This window comes from Novosphingobium sp. BL-S-21 (assembly GCF_055521655.1).
On sequence record NZ_JBVFVP010000003.1, the window covers coordinates 745,520 to 762,491 of the forward strand.

Below are 16,972 nucleotides of genomic sequence, written 5' to 3' on the forward strand. Positions count from 1 at the left end.
TGTTGGCATGCCTAAAATGAACTCGGCCCGCTCCCGCTAATTAGGAAAGAGGATGCGCTTCAACCCGCAGCGCGGGAAAGAAGGTGCTGGTGAGCTAAGGAAAGCGGCATCAGCGATCGGATTGCTCATTCAGGTAGGATGAACGCGTAAGGGGTACGATTAAAGCAGGGCTCGAAAGACAAGTGGACCGGGCGTTAACAAGGGATCGGACCCCAAAGCTGCGTTAAACAGGCGAGCCGGCGCGGGCGGGCAGAAGCCAGCGGAGCGAGACCAAGCCGACCATTTCGGACTCGGCGTGCCCAGCCACGCAGGGCAGGGCAGGGCAGGGTAGGGCAGGGCAGGGTAGGGTAGGGTAGGGTAGGGTAGGGTAGGGTAGGGTAAGGTAGGGCAAAGGGCGGAGAAGGCATACATCAGCAAGATGAGATCGCCTGGCAAACAGGAATATTCGACATTTTGCTTGCCCGCTGTCCTGGCGAGCCCAGCCCGTTTTCGAAAGCCTTTGCGATTGCCCTGCGCATAGCGCTAGGCGAACGGTTGCAATCACACAGCATGCTCAAGTAAGTTTGTGGGAATCTGCAAACAAGCGTCTTGGTTCGCATCGATAGGCAACCAAGTTCAGAAAAAGGTGAACTTTGATGGCTCGTAAACCTGGCTTCGGCGCCTCGATAGCATCGGAAGTCGTGGATGCTTTCGATAGCGGGGAAACGCCGGAACTTCCGTCTGGGGACGTTCTCGCGAGCCGCGGAAAAGCTATATCACGCCTTGGCGCCGACGTCCTGTATGAGCAGTTTGAGTGGATTGATCCCGCTCTTTGCCGACCGTCCAAACAAAACGCTCGGCATTACGATGATCTAACGTATAGCGAATGTGCTGACCTCATCGAGTCGATAAAATCGGAGGGACGCCAGCGCATGGCGGCGGTAGTGCGCCGCACCGACGATCCTGCGGTACCTTATGAAATTGTAGCTGGATCCAGGCGGCATTTTGCAATCTCCTGGCTGCGAGCAAACAACTATCCCGAATTCCGGTATCTCGTCGACGTTCAAAAGCTCGACGACGAAGCCGCGTTTCGTCTCAGCGACCTTGAAAACCGCGCCCGGGAGGATGTCTCCGACCTTGAGAGGGCGCGTAGCTACGCGATGGCCTTGAAGACACATTACAAGGGCGATGTCACATCGATGTCCGAGAGGCTGGGAATGGCGCGCGCCACCGTCTACCGTTATCTTGCGCTGGCCGATCTTGATCAGGACTTTATCGCCGCGTTCGGCGATTCGAAGGCAATCACAGTATCGCATCCAAGGACTATCGCTACGCTGATCAAGGAGGGTGGTGAACCGGCGGAACGAGTTCGGGTTGAGGCTTCGAGGGTTGCGGAAGAGCAGGCGCGCCTGCGCCGAGAAGGTCAGCCGCTGCTCGCGCCAGCGGAAGTTTTGAGCAGGTTCAAAGAGGCTGCAAAACCCCCCCGGCCTCAGATAGTCGAAAATACTTCCTACACGTTGTGCGCTGCCGACGGCAGCCAAATTCTCACCTATACGCGAGCTTCAAAAAAGCGCGGGATGACTGTCACTCTCCCGGTAAAGCTGTCTGCAAAGCGAAAAGAGGTTGAGGATGCTTTTGCAATCCTCATCGACGAAATATTCGAAAACTCATAACACCCCAAGGTAGAACAAAGCGGGAAACCGCTCAATTATCGCCTAGAGCAGCCCTTACAGCGCAAGCGCCAATATTGCGGGGTTTGGCTCGTTGATGGTGCTTTTCTCCCCTGAGAAAGCTTCTGAGGGGACTTTTTTTACGGCGAAAATGCGTCCCATTTTCTCAGATTCTAGCAGCGCATCGAAGAGCGCGACCGTCCTATCCCGTAAAGTGGTGGTTCCGAATTAGCCCATTTTTCGTTGATCAAGCGAATGAACGCGCGCATCATCAAATAGCCAAACATCGCGTCCTAAAAAAACCTTTTTAGCGCAGAGGGTTAGGTGGTGAAAAAGCTAATCTGACTTAAGTTTACACCTACCGGAATGGCTTTTGCGCGCACTATCGATAATCTTACAAAATATGGGTGAAGGTGTAGCCGGCTCGGCGGCGTGCCATGTCAGGGTTACATCCATAGACCACGACTAGTCTGACTTTTAAGCCGCTAAGAAAACGATGAGACGCCATCGTGCATTTGCAACATAATAGCGACGAGGGGGAGAGCGGCTTAATTCAGTCGCCGGCAGGTTTGCAAAATTGAACGAAGTTTGGAAACTTATAACTTAATATCGGAAGGAGAGTTACAGCCAGCTGAATTCTGTAATTATCCAACTGGCTTTCACGTGGGTGACGTCGATCCATAGGTACTCCCAGTCGTCTTCGATTGCGCGCTCGAGGAAGCACCGACGTTCTTGTCGAGTTCCTCGCACAGCTGACTGATCTGACCCTTCGAGATCCCATCCATACCCAGTGACTTTACCAAGTCATCTACCGAGCGGGTGGAGATGCCTTGAATATACGCTCACATGACGAGGACGTCGGTCAAGGTTTAATGTCGTGACAGCATTGGCCGTCTCCTTGGCAATCGGATCCAGGCTTTGCCCGTTGTATGACGCGGACCGACGAATCGACCCATATCCAGCTCACATGCGGTCGCCGTCCGGAACGGCTGCACCATTATCCCGCTTACGGCGGGACGGGCTGAGGTAAGCGAGACCAGTCTTCCTGGCGGCGGTGAACGCCAACTTATATCTCGGTTCGCTTCCTGGATCCGCGGAGCTGATCAGGCTCCAGGGATTGGTGTAGGGTGTTGCGTCAGGCGGCCTTCACTATGGCTCCCTCGATCACCACGCCCGCAGTCGCATATTTCCACAAGGCGACGAGGAGCTTGCGGGCGAGTGCTACAATCGTCGGCTTTTTGAGACGGCCGCCGTTGTGTTGCACGCGTTCATGGAACCAGCGCGCAAGCGCGGAGTCCGGCTGGTATCGCAGCCAGAGCCAAGACAACTCGACCATGGTCGATCGCAGCCGAGCATTCCCGGCCTTGGAGACGCCCTGCTCGCGTCGGATTGATCCGCTCTGCCATGGTGTGGGCGCCAAGCCAGCATAGGCAGCAAGCTGTCGTCGATTGTCAAAATGCCGGAATAGACCTTCCGAACACAGAACGGCGGCGAACTCCGGTCCGATGCCCTTGACGTGCATGAGCATCGTGACCGGAGTGTCGGTTGCTTCCTCTTTGATCAAAGCATCGCGTTCCACCTCGACGGCTTTGATCTGTTGCATGATCAGCTCGAGGCGATCGAGTTCGCGGTGAATCTGCCCTTCGACATGCCGAGCGAGGGGCCGGCCATCGCCCGTTTGCATATCCTTGAGCCGATCGCGTCGATCGCGACGCATCGGCTCGTAACCCGTGATGCCTTGCGTAAAGAGCAGACCTTTGATCCGATTGACGTGGCAGGTGCGCTCGTTGATCAGAACCTTGCGCTCACGACAGACGCGGCGCCGGTCCTCCTCTTCCACACTCGGCGGCCGAACCATCGCGCACACCCGTGGTTCGCCTCTCTTATACGCGAGCAAGGCGCGCACCAGCGCTTCGCCGTCGATCTTGTCGGTCTTCGCTCTCCGCCGTCGCCGTGACGTCGCGATTGATGCGGGATCGACGACATGGCTTTCGATGCCCTCCCGTTCGAGTACGCGGTGAATCCAGAATCCGTCGAGACCGGCCTCTTGGATGACGATTACGCCAAAATCCTGGCCAGTCCTCTGGGCCGCCTTCGTGCGAAGCTGCGTGAACCGGTCCATCAGGCCGGCGATGTCGCCAGCGCGCACGACATGTTTCGACATCCGCTCGCTAGCACCTGGTGACAGCGACGTGATTAGCCACGTCGATTTACTCAGTTCCATCGAAACGAAGATGGCGCCAAGATCAATACGGATAGCGGCCGGCGCATGGGGTCGATCAGTTGTAGCTGCAAGCATGGTTGCCTCCACGGAGTTAGGGTCAGCAACCGCACTCTGCCAGAGCGCCAGCCGCTATCCACCTCTCGCCATGGGATCTTCCTGGATCACCGCTCCTCGCCCGCTCAGCCATGCGGCGGGGTTCGAGGAAGCCCGGGGGAGTAGCTTCCCTTCCTGAGCTCGGGGATGCGCAGTTCGACCGTCGCCGCTCGCGTGTGCGAGTTGCGCTCGCGGTAGCCGTTGCGCTGGACCAGCCTTGCCGCGGATTTCTCGCCATGGGCGGCTCCGGTCAGGTTGCCGACTTCCATCTCCATCAACCGCTCGGTGGCAAACGAGATCATCTCGCGCAGAATGTCTGCACCCGAGGCCTTTTCTAACAGCGAGCGCAAGTGCATAATCGGATCGGTCATCGTGACTCCTTCCGTCAGGTTTGAGCTTCGCAACCCAAACCTACCCGAAAATCACGGTGACCACCTCAGCCTTCACCTACACCACGTCCTGGCACAAAATCCCGTAGGGAATCGCGCTGCTGGCTCCACCGCGATGGGACTGCACTATTGCCTCGAGGACACGGGGGGAACTATCTTCAATGAAAGATTGACACAGAAAAGTATCAATCCGGTATCGTCTTTGACCTCTACTCGCCAGTCACCGGCATCACCGAACCCTTCCGCCTTTTCCCTCAGTAGCTCACCCAGATACCGTACAGCCATCGTCTTCGCATCGCCAATGTTTTCGATGTCTATGCCTTTTAGGTCATGAATTTCTTCACCGTTGAAGGTGTCAAAATGATAAATGGGCAAATCGCTCTCCGCTTTTGATGGCTCAACGTATCCTGGTGAGGAATAAGCCGCTTCGATGGTAATGAGGACAAACCGCTGGTGGTTCCGGGGGGCCTAGGCCGTGTGATTTTTGTTAACTTGAAAGACAAGATTTTCGAGATCTCAGGCCAATTGTCGCTCCAGGAAGGGGCCTTGAAGCTATCTGCGGCAAAGTTCCGTCTTCAAGAAACACATCCAGCCACGCTTAAGCGATATGCTTGCTCGCAAGAAGCCGCGCGGTTGCCTCCCAGGGAGGTCCGCGCCGAACTTTGGCGAGTTGAGGAACGGCTGACGTGCAGGATTGTTTTCGTGAGTATGGAGACCGACGATGCCCGATGAAAGAAATGCTCTCGATTTTGAGCTGGATGGCTCCATTTTAGCGCGGACAAAAATATCAGCGAAAGCACCGGCGGCGTCCGAGGCGTGACGACGGCCAAAAGCGAGGATCTCGAGATAGTTTCTAAGACCGAGCAAGACGCACCCGATGCGGGAGGGATCGAATGGGGTGGTGGTTTCATCAAGAAGCCGCCGGTACCATCTGGCGAATGAGATATCTCGGGCGCCGCGATGATCTTCCCTGTCAGGTGAAAAGGACTTTTGTTTGCCGAGAAAGGTGATTGACCGGGAGCGACGTGCAACCACGGGGTCAGTGAATTCCAAAATCGTGCGGGTTCAAGATTAGTGGCAATAAGAATACGAGGATGGTTCAAGCGGAGGTGGTAATGGCGGTCGAATGCGTTGCTTATCGTGATTCCAAAGGTGCTCTTCACAGCAGCCTCGAGAAAGCGACGCTCGAAGATCTCGCTAATGTGCTTGGCAGGGTGGGCGAGGAAGGCGGGATGACAAGCGGGGTGGCCCGGATGATCTTCGACAAGAGGGCGGAAATCGAGCGCGTATTTGCCGAGCATGATGCTCTCCTTGCATCCGCGTCCCATCTGGCATCATTAGAAACCGCAGATCAGCCTCGGGCGAAGCTCGACAACGTCAGGGACGTTGGAATTGAGAAGGCATAAATTCGCTGTATAGTTCGCGAACAAGTGCCTCGACTGCAAAGCGCTCCTCTAAGTCGAACGGCTTATCGTTTTCACATTGAAAGAGCCAGCACACGGCTTTTTGATCCGACGAGGGCGTTCCGGCGGTGGATGACTCCACCTCGTGTGGAACGAAGCCGGCAGCAACCCGCATAGCAATGGCTCGTGCAAGTTTTAGAGGTAAAACGTTTCGGTTCAATAGCGGGCGGTGAACATGGCAGGATAGTATCCGGCGCATCCCGTTTGCTTAGGATCGAGCGCTTTCCTACATCTCCCCCTAATCCTGGCCGGCACCGTTCCAAACGGGCTATCGTGGCAAATTCCGATTGTTTGCCGCTCGCAAGGGGGCTTCCGTATCGGGGCAGCAAGGACGTTTTGATTGATGGGCGAATCGGCGCTGTTCTTCATCTTAAAAGCGGGCCGAGGGGGTGCTGCTGCGAGACAATGGGCTTGCAGCTGTGTCAGCTAGCCATCAAAATCATTCATAGCAGCGCGGCCAGCCATAAAAAAGGCCGCCGGGGCGGCCTTTAGTTTTGGCCCATCCGAGACGGGGGAGGGGGACGGAGGGCCTTCATACCACTCTCGTTATGGTGGCATGTTCTCAACGCGGTGGAGGCTCTGGCGTTCCTGCCGCTGCTTACAGCTCCATACCGGGACGGGCGCCGTTTTCGCAAATCAGCATAATAGCGTGGCGTTTCCTCTCCGGCGCAAGCGCATTTGTATTGCCGCTGCCAAGACCGTCCGCAGTCACGGCCGCTGGATACGTTCGCTCGATTCTTATTACCCTTCGGCCGTGCGGACCGGCTCGGCGTTCGGATTCCGGGGGCATCGCGCGCACCGTTCCGCGAATTACCCGCGCAGCATTCCGAGATGATCGCGCGCAGTTTGGGATGACGGAAGCCTGATCGTTGGGACCATTCCCTGGCTGAGCAGCTAGGAGGATTGGATGCCGACAAGGAGGGTAATGATGCGTCATGTGCGCGAGATACTGAGGCTGAGCCTGGATGCCAGGCTATCGACCCGCGCAATGTCGCAGCATGTTCGAACCGGGGCGACCACGGTTCGCGACACGCTCAGGCGGTTTACTCGATCCGGGCTATCTTGGCCGCTTCCACCCGAGATTGGCGACGCGGATCTGGAGGAGCGGCTGTACGGGGTTCCCGGCGCCAAACCGGGGCGGCGTAAGCTGCCCGACCGGACTGGCCGGTGGTAGCGCGCGAACTGAAGCGCAAACACGTGGCGCTGCAGGTGCTCTGGGAGGAGTATCGGGCCGAGCGTCCGGACGGGTATCGCTACTCGAGATTCTGCGATCTGTTCCGCCGCTGGGAAGGCCGCTTGCCGCTGGTCATGCGCCAGAGCCATGCCGGGGGCGAGAAGCTTTTCCTTGATTACGCTGGCGATACGGTGCCGGTCGTGGTGGACCGGCGGACCGGAGAAGTCCGCGGTGCCCACATCTTCGTCGCCGTGATGGGCGGATCGAGCCTGTCGTTTGCGCTGGCGACGTGGACCGAGCAGTTTCCTGACTGGATCGCGGGTAACAATGCCGCCTTCGCCTTCTTCCGCGGCGTTCCCCAGTTGCTGGTACCCGACAATGCCAAGGTAGCGGTGATCAAGGCCTGTCACTTCGATCCTCAGGTGAACCGCAGTTACACGGACATGGCCCGGCATTACGGCACGGCGATCCTGCCGACCCGGCCGCGCAGGCCGCGGGACAAGGCCAAGGTCGAGGCCTGCGTCGGTATCGTCGAGCGCTGGCTATTGGGCCGCTTACGTAATCGGATCTTCTACAGCCTCGCCGAGGTGAACGCAGCGATCGCCGAATGCCTTGCCGATCTCAATGATCGGCGGGTGCTGCGCCAGTTCGGCAAGACACGCCGCCAGCTGTTCAACGAAGTCGATGTTCCAAACCTCAAGCCGCTGCCGGCAGAGCCGTGGGTTCATGCCGAATGGCGCCGCTGCCGCGTCGGGCTCGATTATCATATCGCGATCGATCGGCATCATTACTCCGTCCCGCATCGCTTCGCCCGCCACGAGGTCGAAGCTCGGTTCACTGCCAGCACGGTAGAGATCTTCCTGGGAGGCGAGCGCATCGCTGTGCACATGCGCGGCAGCGGCAATGGCCGGCACACCACCGTCCCCGAGCACATGCCCTCCAGCCATCGGCGCTACGGCGAATGGACGCCGGCCAAGATCCGCGAAGAGGCAAGCCGGATCGGGCCAATGCTATCTCTCCTGGTCGAGAAGGTCATCGAGGCAAAACCCCATCCCGAACAGGGCTACCGATCCTGTCTGGGCATCATCGGGCTCGAGAAACGCTTCGGTGCCCAGCGGCTCGAAGCCGCGGCGCTGCGCGCGCTGGAGATCCAGGCGCGCAATTTTCCGTCGGTCAAATCGAACCTCGAAAAGGGCCTCGATCAGGTGCCCGTTCCCCAAACCCCCGAGCAAGAGCCGATCATCCACTCCAACATCCGCGGCTCAAGCTACTACAACTGAAGGAGCAAGAATGCTGAAGCATCCCACTCTGGACCTCATGGGCCAGCTCGGCCTGGCCGGCATGGCCAAGGCCTTCGCCGAGATGGAAGGCAACGATGACGCGGCGAGCCTCAGCCATGCCGAATGGCTGGCGCTGCTGCTCGACCATGACGCCACATACCGAAATGACAAACGCCTCGCTCTGCGCCTGCGACATGCCAAGCTGCGCCACCGCGCCGTGCCCGAGGACGTTGATTACCGAACGCGCCGCATTCTTGACCGCCGGCTCTTCGAGACGCTGCTGGCCGGCGAATGGATCTCCAGGCACGAAAACTTGGCCATCATCGAACCTACGGGCATCGGGAAAAGTTGGTTGGCCTGTGCGATCGGCCACAAGGCCTGCCGCGATAACCGTTCGGTTCTCTACACCCGGTTGCCGCGCCTGATCGACGAACTGACGCTGGCCGAAGGTGACGGCCGTATCGCTGCCCGCATGAAAAGCCTTGCCCGGGTCGATCTGCTGACCTTGATCTTGGACGATTGGGGGCGTCAGCCACTCGACGGCAACGCCCGGAACCATCTGCTCGAAATCCTCGAAGACCGCTACGGTCAGCGCTCAACGCTCGTCACCAGCCAGCTTCCCGTGGCCCGCTGGCATCAGACCATAAACGATCCAACCTACGCCGACGCCATCCTGGACCGCCTCGTGCACAACGCACACCGGCTCGAACTCGAGGGTGAATCCATGCGTCGACCCGCAGCTGCCGCCGCTTGACCAAGGCGCCAACATAGGTGACATCCACGACCAACGATCAGGCCTTCAACTGCGCGCGATCGTATCGGAACGCTGCGCGGCATCAAATCGGAATGCCTGCGCGCGATTGTCGCAATCCGCACTCGGCGGCCCATCATTTTGCTCAGCTGCGTCCTTCACGGATGACGATAGCCCTGGCCGGAATAATTTTGCTGTTTTGGACCTCGCTCAAAACTTAATCGACGCGGCGGTCGTCGGGCGGGCAGGGGGGATATGTTCCGTGTTTAAGTCGCCATCACGGACTTAGAGTGACGTGGACCTTTCATTGCTCCTATATCCGCGTCTTCATACATCCTCATCGGCGTCTGAAGCGAAATCAGTACGCTTCCAGTTCAGGCTACAAGGAGATGCGGCATGGATCAGAAGCCAGCTAAGCTTGGAAAAAAAAGTCGAACGACCCGACCGAAGAGACTGAAGGGCAGAAGGCTGGTCAGGTCGATAGCCAGACGGGGTGTGCTGGAGGCGAAGCCAATCTCTTTCGATTGGCATCCGGCAGGCAGCCTCATGATCACCGTCCTGGCTTATGGCCATTCCAAATCAATCGAAACAGACTGAACGCTCCGAGTACGGCGAGCAGACATCGCTGCTATTCATAAGAAGTTGGTGAATTCAAACTCGGTCAATGTAAATGAAAGGTGAAAGCCGATCGCGCCATAGCGTAAGCTTGGTTTCCCGGCTTACCCTCGCGAATGCTGAACTGGATGAAGGAAGATCGATCAGTTTGAGATGCTTTTGCCCATAAAGCTGCGCCCGCGCCCGGCGAGCCGCGGCACCGCCATTGAACGCAAAAGCTCTCAATTCGGGAAAACCATTCGAAAAACTCAGCAAGTCCCGGTGACGTGCATCGCGAATTGCGCTATCCAAGCTGCCGTGGCGGCTTGCGCTTTCGACGACGTCCCATAAGCCGACCCCTCTTCGCAAAATCTGCTCGACTCTTTCAGAATACGGGGTTGACGCAAAGGAAGGGATTCCGATCGTTTCGCCAATCAGCCACCAAAATGCGTTCGAAGGATGGGCATAATACTTTTGCTCGATCAACGACCGATCGCCCGGTAAGCTCCCTAGAATGACGACGCGCGTCCTCTCGTCGACCACAGCGGGAAAAGCGTTCTTTTGCATTGAATCTTGCCTATGGCCTTTGGACCCGGCACACATCAATAGCCGCTGCGTGAGGAAATGTTCCGTTAGCCGAACCAGCCCCGAAGCCCCAAATAAGGCCGATCGTTCAAGCTTTAGGCAATTAGGAAACCCCTAGCGGGCAGGTCGATTTGCTGGTACAACTGGTCTAACTGGACAGGAATTTAATAACTGCCCGGCGGATCGCTCGCCGGAAAGCTCTCATCAACTTGCTCGTCGACTTGATCCCAATCGGAATTTTTTATTCCGGACTGGCTCTCCGGGCCGGCGTTACGGACAATCCCTGAAGACCCTACCGGCCCATGGTCGTCTTCGGCGCTAGGCACTGGAACTGGTTTCAACCTGGAATACCAGAGGTAGCCCAGCCCTGCGATAATTCCTAGTTTAAGCAGCCTGCCCATTTCACGCTCCCATTCATTCTGAGTGATGCTGTGCTGACAAAAGTAGATTTATTTCACAACTTGATCTGCAAATACGCCTGAAAACGTCAGTGCGCCCGCTGGATCGTAGATTTCTTCCGAATCTGGCATCAGTTTTTTTGCGACGAAGTTGCGAAGCAGCGGGCCGCTGCTTGTGGCTGGTGGACGGCGCCTTGAGCAGATCTCGGAGTGGAATTTGGTTCAAATCCCATCTGCGACAAGAGGTCCATCAGCTTTTGTCCATCCGACCTTACCCGCGAAAGCCAATGGTCATGATCCAGATGTCCAAGCGCAGACCGTTGGAATTGACCAGCGGCGCGGACGGAATCGCAGAGCAGATGCACCTTGAGAGACTTTCCGGCTTGGTCACCGGAAACCCGGTCGCTGCGCTTTGTGCGGATATCCACTTGAATGCTCCAAAAGGACAAGAGTTCTAATCGGCCACGTCTTCCTCGCAGCTAGGGAGAAACGCTTCTCGGCTCGATTAGTTGCCAGTGAGGCCACGCTTTCGCACTCACTTGATGCGCCCGACCATTTCAAAAAATGTACCGAATGATGTTTAGTGGAGCTTGCTGGCGGAGAAATTTGAAATATAACCCAACAAGGTTGAATAAAAATCTTATAAAAAATAGTTGGCGGAGTGGTCCCGTATGTCGGATAAGATCAAATATTCCACTGCGGTTAAATCAGACAGAGCCTCTTTTGATTCTATTTTTCGCCGCCTGCTTTGCCATCTCCTCTGCGGCGGTTAGAGTTCGGATTATGGCAGGACGGGTTAAGGCCATAAGGCCTCGTGCCAAGGTCAGATCGACCATCTGCGACCATTCAACTCCTCTGATTGATAGCAATTTCAGCCAAAGTCCGTGGCTTTCCGATGCAGGGCGGTTCAGTTCGCGCGTCAATCCACTATTGTCGCCCAAATTCAGAGCTTCCTGCCGAGAAAGCGTTTGCCGCGCCGCGCCGCGTCGGGCTGTGTTTTGACCTCTCGTTCCGAGGTGCGCTGGCCATTGTTGCCTGTGTTGGAAAGGATTTTACGGCGCATATGGTCTGGGGGACCCGTTTGAGACGCAAATGACTCAAGTGATGGTTTTTTCATGACAGGTCCGTGCACCTCGCGCGGCGAAGCCAAGGAAAGCGGGATCAACCGTATGGAAAACCGCGGAAAAGTCTTTTTATTCAAAGCCCCTTTGAATGCCTTCGATGGGATCACTGCTCAACCAGCCGGCCGCCTCCACCTATGTTACAAGCCAAATTATACGCCGACGTTTTTGAAATGCGCTGCTGCAGGAGCAGAACCTTTAACCGCTTAGCTCGTTTAGGGCAAAATCCCGACTCGAACTGGAACATTCATGAGCGATATGATCGATATCAATACTGCCACAGCGCACGAACTGGATACTGTCGACTGTCTTAAAGGCCACGGATTCGAAATCATTCGTTACCGTGAGGAGCGAGGATCCTTTACAGATATACGCCAATTGAATGAGGTTCCCGGACTTTCTGGAAAAGTGGACAAGGCCGCACCGTTAACGGTGACCACGGACAGAGCAAGGAACAGTTAAGCCAACCGACCAGAAGATTTTGCATCTGCGTCGCAGCCCTTTTCTTCGGGCAAAGCGTCGGGTGCGCATTCGGGCAGGTCGAATCAAGACGTCATAGGCCCTGCAATCTGCCGTCTCGCGCACCGTCAGATAGACGGCGAGTGGTCGGCCGAGGGCGTCAGCCGGCTAGCGAAGCTTACTGCCGAACCCGCCCCGCGAGCGGCCAAGAGCACGTCGATGAGTTCCCCTTTTCCGCGCTCTGCCGAGAAATGGACGCGAACTGTGGTGCCACTGATGCTGCAGTAGGCGCTGTTTGCCATGACTTCGGCCAGCGTCACGGCAACGGACTCCCAGATCCCGGCTTCACTCCATCGCCGGAACCGACGATAGTTGAAGTTCCAATTGCCATATTTGGGTGGTGCGTCTCGCCACGGAGCTCCACAGCGGAGCCGCCACAGAATGCGGCTGATGATTGAGCGGTTTTGCTCGGGCAGCCTACCTCGGCCCCGGTTCTCAGGCTCGATTGGCAACAAGCCCTTCAAAACGCGCCATTCTGCTTCGGAGAGATCGCGCCTGCTCAAGCCCGCCTCCAAAGAGCAGCCTTGAATCAAGGAGAGGTCCCGACGTCGGTGCATGGATACTGGGATGACTGCTTCCGATGCTCCAACAGAGCGTTTTCACCTGCTTCCTTCGATGAAATGACGGAAGATGCTAGACAGTCATTGATAGCGCTCGGTTCGGTGATTCTGTGCATCGGGTTTTTCGTCGCAAGCCACCGTCTGCTCAAAAACATCGACATTTCCAGCTGAATTCTTCTGCTGGGCTTAGTGCGGATGATTATAGATTTTGGCTGGCGTTCCTTCAGGTGGATACGTGCGAAACGCGCGACCTCCGGGTAAACTCCGCTTAGGCAATTTGTTCACGCGGCATTGTATAAATCACTCAAAGGAGAAATTCAGTTCCGCGGTTTTAACTGCCAACATCTCTTGCGGTGAAAACTGAACGACAGAGGACTGTTCTGATATTTCCGTGATTGCATCTACGCCATTCCCCCCATCGCTCCACAGTTTGACGGATTTCAAAGGAACCCGCATGGAATCGTGGAAGACGACCTCGCAGACAATGACGCTGTTTGCCTCATGCGCTCGGTCGACAAAGCGTATGTCGATAATCACGCTATCGTCAGTAGGGGCGAAGCGGATGTCAGCAGATCGGCCCTCTTCGATTTCCTGATGGTGTGTACTGGGTGAAGTCACATCGAGAATAATTGACATCTGCTTGCTCCTGTTTCTTGAACAGCCCCCGTGACAAATCATTTCTGCATTTGACGGTTCGCCACCGTGACCTGCGATTCTGTTTCGTCGGCGCAAAGGTAACGAGAGCGGTTATTGTTTGAACGTCTGGCAAGAGGCTCGTATCCAGTTTCGCGCGGCTCAATCGAAAAAGCCTGGGGTGCGCTGCTAAAGAAGCGATGTTAAATTGGGCCTCGGCCGCAATCGAGGCACCGGGGAGCACTTTTTCCGTATCAGAAAGTTGTTACGTTTAGCGCCATGACCCGGGTTCCAGGTCAAGTCTCCCCTCGGGCCACCTATCACGAGAAAAAAAGACCCTGCAGAGCGGAGTCGGCTGCAGGGTCCAGGTTCAGCATAATGGTCTAGCCGACATAGACAGACCGCCCTTGTCGGGCGGTCCATTTGCTGCCCCGGACGCGCCTCTTCATTGAGACGTGGGTCGCGGATCGTCCAAGGTTGGAGGAAAGCGTCTGTCGCTGACCGGGGTTCCGGCATACCTCTAAAGATATGTTCATTTAGAATAGCATAATTTTCATGGTAGCCTTCATGACTATAAGCACGCATAAAAAACTATGCTGTTACAAATGGTTGAACATCGGCCGGGTTGCTGTCGAGTTCCTCCAGGCCCAGATAAGAACCCTCGAATTGGGCCATAGTCATAAGCTTTTGGAGGGAAGGAATGGTAAGGCGTTTGCCAGATTGCTCGATCAGATTGCTTCGCCTTAAATCCTGGATCACGCGGTTGGTGTGGACCTGTGTGAGACCGCACGCTTCGGCGACCTGCGTCTGCGTTAGGGGGAATGCGCAAATGCCATCGGGCATTGCGGAAATTTGCTGCTGTCGCAGGTAAAGTTCACAAAGCAGATGGGCAACCCGCTCTCTAGCACCGAGCAGTCCAATGACAGAAGTCCAGCGGCGTTGGATGGCCAAAGCTTGCATTTGGCTGCGCCAGAAAGCACGCGAGAGGCCCGCACTGCGCATCAACACCGCGCTAAACTCCAGCTTACCGATGATGGCAACTGTAAGAGACGTCAGTGCGGTAATTGATTGCCCGACTGTTGAGTGGCTCGTCAGGTCGCTGCAACAGACGTCACCCGCCATTCCAAATCCGACGATTTGGCGACGACCATCGGGAATATGGATCGCCTGTTCAGCCCAACCACCGACGATAATTACAATATGGGCGGTGCGATCTCCTTGACTCAAAACAGTCTGTCGAGGCAGGTAAGTGCGTTGCCTCAGTTGGGAAGCGAAACCCAATAAGCTCTTCCTCAGCGGCAGATAGGCTGGCGGAGAAGCGATATCGTTTTGCGGCTCGGACCACATGACAGGGTCTCCGGAGCCAGGACACCGAATCGTGTGCTGGATGTTAACAACCTTTCACTCTGGTGCTGGCGGCTCATTCACATGAGTTAGCGTTCCGAGTTCAGGATAACAGTCCGGCCAACGCTTGAGGCATCTTGCCGACGCAAGCTTCCAGAATGATTTGATCGAACTGCGCGACGCATAACTTTCAATCTGCTTCCACGCAGTTTCGTGGTGCTTGATTAAACGGGTTGTGGTTTCCGAATTTAGCCTAGCTCGCAGAGTAAGTTCGCTTGGCTCGCTGTGCAAACAAAGGGATGCAGAGGCCGTATCTCCTATCTATGTCAAAGGCCGCTTCAATGTCTAAGTGCCTGGCTCGGAAGTTTCTCAACCGTAGCAATGCCTTGCAGTTCTGCGGGTAAGCATGCGGATAGAGGCTATCGTCGCCCATGCCGTGGAGGATGCGATGGTGGTTTCCCAGTCCTTGGGCGGCGGCATCGGCCAAGCCACGCGAAGGTGCGTTCGACGACCCATCGCCGAGGGAGAACCTGAAAGCCCTTCGCCTTGTCCGAACGTTTGATGATTTCGATCGTCCAGGCACCTGATCCGGTCAGGGCGGCACGAAGCTTGTCGCCGGCATAGCCTCCATCTGCAAAGACGTGGCGCAGCCAAGGGAAGCGTTTGCGCACGGCCTTGAGGACATCCACGGCACCGTCGCGGTCCTGAATGTCGGCGCTGTGGACGAGGATGAAGATGAGAAAGCTGCAGGTGTCCGTCAGGATGTGGCGCTTGCGGCCTTTTGATCTTCTTTCCCGCGTCATAGCCGCAAGGGCCGCGGCTTTCCGTTGTTTTCACCGACTGACTGTCGATCACACCAGCGCTCGGAGAGGCTTCGCGTCCCTCGATCTCCCGCAGGTTCATCACCAGCACCGTGTTGATCGCCTCCATGAGGCCGGTGTTGCGCCAGGCATAGAAATAGCGCTGGACCGTAGAAACCGGAAGGAAAGCATTTGGGAAGGAGCCTCCAGGCGCAGCCGCTTGCCGCAATGTACAGCAACGCATTCACCACTTCGCGCATGTCCGTTGTGCGACGTCGACCTCCACGCTTGGCTGGCGGGATAAACGGCGCCGCCAATTCCCACTCCCTGTCCGTCATATCGCTGGAATAGCGCAACCCTTTCCGGCTATGCTCCTGCCGGGCAATACCAGTCCATGCCATTGATCACTCCATCTCTCGCAGGACGACGTGAATCACAACATGTTGGTATTGCTCAACAACTTTTGGGGCGGGCGCTAAGGAGCTGCCCGGCTCGAAGTTAAGGCTATAGGAAGCCTCGGCGAAGGAAGTTCTGCTAAGGCCGAAAAGGTACAATTGTCGGCCTATACCCGTTTTAACCCATGTAAATGGTGGACGGACGATGTCATCCGCATGGGTTCCGGATCTCCAGGCACGCAGAAAAAGTCGGGTCGCCGTATCGAGAAATTATCGTGGATCGGAGCGACATCGGCGATGAGCGCATGCCAGCATTCCTGCTGGATCTTCAAAAGCGATTAAAGGCGGCCGGATTGTAATTTCAACAGCTTCGAATTCTCCCTCGCTCGGCAACATATGGGCGATCTGCTCGGGCTATCGACCGTGCAATGGAACAGGACCATGAGCAGCTTGGATTAGACCGGGTTCATACGGAGTGCTCGCTGGCGTCTCGAGGATCAGGATTTGGCAGGGCTGCTCGAGTTGGCCGCTAATACCTCTCCGGAAATTCGCCGGCGAAGTTGCGTGGAAGCGCCTGGCGGGGATAAAAGGCCGCCGCGACGCCATCCGCTTTATGCAAGTAAGCAGAGACTTGTCACTGATTAATGGGCCATCGAGGTCCCGATGTCGCCGAACCGTCCCGCATTATCTTCGGCCGATATAGGGCCGAGATCGTTGAACTGGCAGGGCCCCTCAGTTCTTTGGGGCGTGCCGGTCTGCCCATTCGGTTCTTTCGTTTCCCAGGCATCTACCCTCTGAAGGAAGAACGAAAGCGCATGAGGCGGCGCGATGCCCTGAAAGCCGCCGACCGCTTATAACCCTGATCAAGCTTGCGGGCGGGAGAAAAGTTTTTAAGCGCAGTTCCGCTGATCAGTCAGTAAGATTTTCACCGATCCGACAAGTAAAAACAGCGCAATCCGATAGGCAATTTTATCCGGATCACTGCATTGCGGCATGCGAT

General features: G+C 56.4%; 12 protein-coding genes and 5 pseudogenes. 5 read left to right on the forward strand and 12 right to left on the reverse strand.

Going from position 1 to position 16,972, the window contains the following annotated elements; all coding sequences use genetic code 11:
- Positions 1 to 635 precede the first annotated feature (635 nt).
- Entirely contained in the window at positions 636 to 1,652 is a 1,017-nt protein-coding gene (locus ACZ1J6_RS25710; protein ID WP_132270555.1) for a ParB/RepB/Spo0J family partition protein, read from the forward strand.
- Between the two features lie 654 nt (positions 1,653 to 2,306).
- Here the strand turns inward: ACZ1J6_RS25710 and ACZ1J6_RS25715 are convergent.
- From ACZ1J6_RS25715 to ACZ1J6_RS25735, 5 genes and pseudogenes are all read right to left on the reverse strand, one after another.
- Positions 2,307 to 2,491: pseudogene (locus ACZ1J6_RS25715) on the reverse strand (transposase); the annotation flags it as partial.
- Positions 2,492 to 2,784: 293 nt separating this feature from the next.
- Positions 2,785 to 3,948, reverse strand: coding sequence for an IS110 family RNA-guided transposase (locus ACZ1J6_RS25720; RefSeq protein WP_465128530.1), 1,164 nt, complete (start codon positions 3,946 to 3,948; stop codon positions 2,785 to 2,787).
- Between the two features lie 97 nt (positions 3,949 to 4,045).
- Positions 4,046 to 4,337, reverse strand: a pseudogene (locus ACZ1J6_RS25725) (transposase); the annotation flags it as partial.
- Positions 4,338 to 4,481: 144 nt separating this feature from the next.
- Positions 4,482 to 4,730, reverse strand: a complete 249-nt coding sequence (locus tag ACZ1J6_RS25730) for a DUF6894 family protein (protein WP_465128531.1) — start codon at positions 4,728 to 4,730, stop codon at positions 4,482 to 4,484.
- Positions 4,731 to 4,930: 200 nt separating this feature from the next.
- On the reverse strand, positions 4,931 to 5,656 hold the full coding sequence (locus tag ACZ1J6_RS25735) for a hypothetical protein (protein ID WP_465128532.1): 726 nt from the start codon (positions 5,654 to 5,656) through the stop codon (positions 4,931 to 4,933).
- Positions 5,657 to 6,746: 1,090 nt separating this feature from the next.
- Between ACZ1J6_RS25735 and istA the strand changes: the two are divergent.
- Positions 6,747 to 8,272: pseudogene (gene istA, locus ACZ1J6_RS25740) on the forward strand (IS21 family transposase).
- A gap of 10 nt (positions 8,273 to 8,282) precedes the next feature.
- Positions 8,283 to 9,026: an IS21-like element helper ATPase IstB gene (gene istB / locus ACZ1J6_RS25745; RefSeq protein WP_465128533.1), complete on the forward strand. Its 744-nt coding sequence runs from the start codon at positions 8,283 to 8,285 to the stop codon at positions 9,024 to 9,026.
- 648 nt (positions 9,027 to 9,674) lie between these two features.
- On the opposite strand, the gene ACZ1J6_RS25750 is transcribed toward istB, so the two are convergent.
- Positions 9,675 to 10,184 carry a DNA-deoxyinosine glycosylase gene (locus ACZ1J6_RS25750; RefSeq protein WP_465128534.1) on the reverse strand — a complete coding sequence of 170 codons (510 nt, stop codon included), beginning with the start codon at positions 10,182 to 10,184 and terminating at the stop codon, positions 9,675 to 9,677.
- A gap of 182 nt (positions 10,185 to 10,366) precedes the next feature.
- Positions 10,367 to 10,603 carry a hypothetical protein gene (locus ACZ1J6_RS25755; RefSeq protein WP_465128535.1) on the reverse strand — a complete coding sequence of 79 codons (237 nt, stop codon included), beginning with the start codon at positions 10,601 to 10,603 and terminating at the stop codon, positions 10,367 to 10,369.
- 290 nt (positions 10,604 to 10,893) lie between these two features.
- Here ACZ1J6_RS25755 and ACZ1J6_RS25760 point away from each other — a divergent pair, with 290 nt between their 5' ends.
- Positions 10,894 to 11,058, forward strand: a complete 165-nt coding sequence (locus ACZ1J6_RS25760; RefSeq protein ID WP_465128536.1) for a hypothetical protein — start codon at positions 10,894 to 10,896, stop codon at positions 11,056 to 11,058.
- Between the two features lie 485 nt (positions 11,059 to 11,543).
- Here ACZ1J6_RS25760 and ACZ1J6_RS25765 read toward each other — a convergent pair whose 3' ends face one another.
- A complete protein-coding gene (locus ACZ1J6_RS25765) occupies positions 11,544 to 11,831 on the reverse strand; it encodes a hypothetical protein (protein WP_465128537.1) in 288 nt (95 codons plus the stop codon).
- A gap of 148 nt (positions 11,832 to 11,979) precedes the next feature.
- On the opposite strand from ACZ1J6_RS25765, the gene ACZ1J6_RS25770 reads away from it, so the two are divergent.
- Positions 11,980 to 12,183 (forward strand): ComEA family DNA-binding protein, encoded by a 204-nt coding sequence (locus ACZ1J6_RS25770; RefSeq protein WP_465128863.1) that lies wholly within the window; start codon positions 11,980 to 11,982, stop codon positions 12,181 to 12,183.
- 20 nt (positions 12,184 to 12,203) lie between these two features.
- On the opposite strand, the pseudogene ACZ1J6_RS25775 reads toward ACZ1J6_RS25770, so the two are convergent.
- The 4 genes and pseudogenes from ACZ1J6_RS25775 to ACZ1J6_RS25790 all read right to left on the reverse strand — a co-directional run.
- Positions 12,204 to 12,743 (reverse strand): annotated as a pseudogene (locus ACZ1J6_RS25775) (IS5 family transposase); the annotation flags it as partial.
- Positions 12,744 to 13,100: 357 nt separating this feature from the next.
- A complete protein-coding gene (locus tag ACZ1J6_RS25780) occupies positions 13,101 to 13,436 on the reverse strand; it encodes a hypothetical protein (protein WP_465128538.1) in 336 nt (111 codons plus the stop codon).
- Between the two features lie 588 nt (positions 13,437 to 14,024).
- Entirely contained in the window at positions 14,025 to 14,780 is a 756-nt protein-coding gene (locus tag ACZ1J6_RS25785; protein ID WP_465128539.1) for a Crp/Fnr family transcriptional regulator, read from the reverse strand.
- Positions 14,781 to 15,146: 366 nt separating this feature from the next.
- Positions 15,147 to 15,978 (reverse strand): annotated as a pseudogene (locus ACZ1J6_RS25790) (IS5 family transposase).
- Positions 15,979 to 16,972: the final 994 nt, after the last annotated feature.

Excerpts from the sequence above, each read along its gene's own strand:
- ACZ1J6_RS25710 (WP_132270555.1), top strand. The coding sequence starts at position 636 with ATGGCTCGTAAACCTGGCTTCGGCGCCTCGATAGCATCGGAAGTCGTG.
- ACZ1J6_RS25720 (WP_465128530.1), bottom strand. The coding sequence starts at position 3,948 with ATGCTTGCAGCTACAACTGATCGACCCCATGCGCCGGCCGCTATCCGT.
- ACZ1J6_RS25735 (WP_465128532.1), bottom strand. The coding sequence starts at position 5,656 with ATGCTCGGCAAATACGCGCTCGATTTCCGCCCTCTTGTCGAAGATCAT.
- istB (WP_465128533.1), top strand. The coding sequence starts at position 8,283 with ATGCTGAAGCATCCCACTCTGGACCTCATGGGCCAGCTCGGCCTGGCC.
- ACZ1J6_RS25750 (WP_465128534.1), bottom strand. The coding sequence starts at position 10,184 with ATGCAAAAGAACGCTTTTCCCGCTGTGGTCGACGAGAGGACGCGCGTC.
- ACZ1J6_RS25755 (WP_465128535.1), bottom strand. The coding sequence starts at position 10,603 with ATGGGCAGGCTGCTTAAACTAGGAATTATCGCAGGGCTGGGCTACCTC.
- ACZ1J6_RS25760 (WP_465128536.1), top strand. The coding sequence starts at position 10,894 with ATGATCCAGATGTCCAAGCGCAGACCGTTGGAATTGACCAGCGGCGCG.
- ACZ1J6_RS25770 (WP_465128863.1), top strand. The coding sequence starts at position 11,980 with ATGATCGATATCAATACTGCCACAGCGCACGAACTGGATACTGTCGAC.
- ACZ1J6_RS25780 (WP_465128538.1), bottom strand. The coding sequence starts at position 13,436 with ATGTCAATTATTCTCGATGTGACTTCACCCAGTACACACCATCAGGAA.
- ACZ1J6_RS25785 (WP_465128539.1), bottom strand. The coding sequence starts at position 14,780 with ATGTGGTCCGAGCCGCAAAACGATATCGCTTCTCCGCCAGCCTATCTG.